Origin of the sequence: Amycolatopsis sp. SID8362 (genome assembly GCF_010550475.1) — a bacterium.
GTDB lineage: Bacteria > Actinomycetota > Actinomycetes > Mycobacteriales > Pseudonocardiaceae > Amycolatopsis > Amycolatopsis eburnea.
This window is the reverse complement of sequence record NZ_JAAGNB010001342.1, coordinates 1-836: the sequence shown is the minus strand read 5'-3', so window position 1 is coordinate 836 and position 836 is coordinate 1. Positions and strand designations below refer to the sequence as shown.

Sequence of the window (836 nt, the reverse complement as noted above, 5' to 3'; positions counted from 1 at the left end):
GACCCGGCGGGCGCACCGCCGCGGCCGCCACGAGCATCGCCACCACCGCGCCGGCGCACGTCGCGGCCAGCGCTATCGCGTTTCCCCGGTGCATACGGGTTGTTGTCCGGACCCGCCGCCCGTGTTCGCCCGATGTGGCCTGCGTCTCATCCGGACGTGCGAACGGGGACGCGGACGGCGGCCGACGACAACCAGTAGCGTGACCAGAATCGTGGAACGGCTCGACCGGCCCGACCTCGCCGCGCGAGATCCGAAAGAGGTCTTCTCGCGGCTCTTCGACGAGTACGCCCCACCCCTGCGCGGATACCTCGCGGGCCGGGTCGGCGTGCACGCCGCCGACGACCTCGTGGCCGAGACGTTCGTCGTCGCGCTGCGCAGACGGGCCAGCTACGACCCGGCGCAGGCGCCGATCCGCGGCTGGCTCTACGGGATCGCGACCAACCTGCTGCGCAACCACGTCCGGCAGGAGGTCCGCGGGTTCCAGCTGACCGCGAAGGCCGCGACCGGCGAGCGCCCGGCCGAGAACCACGACACCGCGGTGGCCGGCCGGGTCGACGCGGCGGCGCGTCTGCGCGTGCTGGCCGGCGCGCTGGCGGCGCTGTCCGAAGAGGACCGCGACGTCTTGCTGCTCACGTCCTGGGCCGGTCTCGAACCGGCCGAAGTCGCCGAGGCGCTCGGCGTGCCCGCGAGCACGGTGCGCTCGCGCCTGCACCGCGTCCGTCACCGGCTCCAAGCCCGGCTCGTCCCCACCGAGGAGAACCCGTCATGACCGAGCTCGACGAAACCCTCGAGCTGCTCCACCGCGACGCCCGCACCGCGCCGGCCGACCTCGCCGC

The 836-nt window shown here is 74.3% G+C and carries 1 protein-coding gene; it reads left to right on the top strand.

Annotated elements, in window-relative coordinates; all coding sequences use genetic code 11:
* Positions 1 to 199: 199 nt before the first annotated feature.
* Complete coding sequence (locus G3I65_RS41225; RefSeq protein ID WP_160700891.1) at positions 200 to 769, top strand: RNA polymerase sigma factor; 570 nt, start codon at positions 200 to 202, stop codon at positions 767 to 769.
* The last annotated feature ends 67 nt before the right edge of the window (positions 770 to 836 follow it).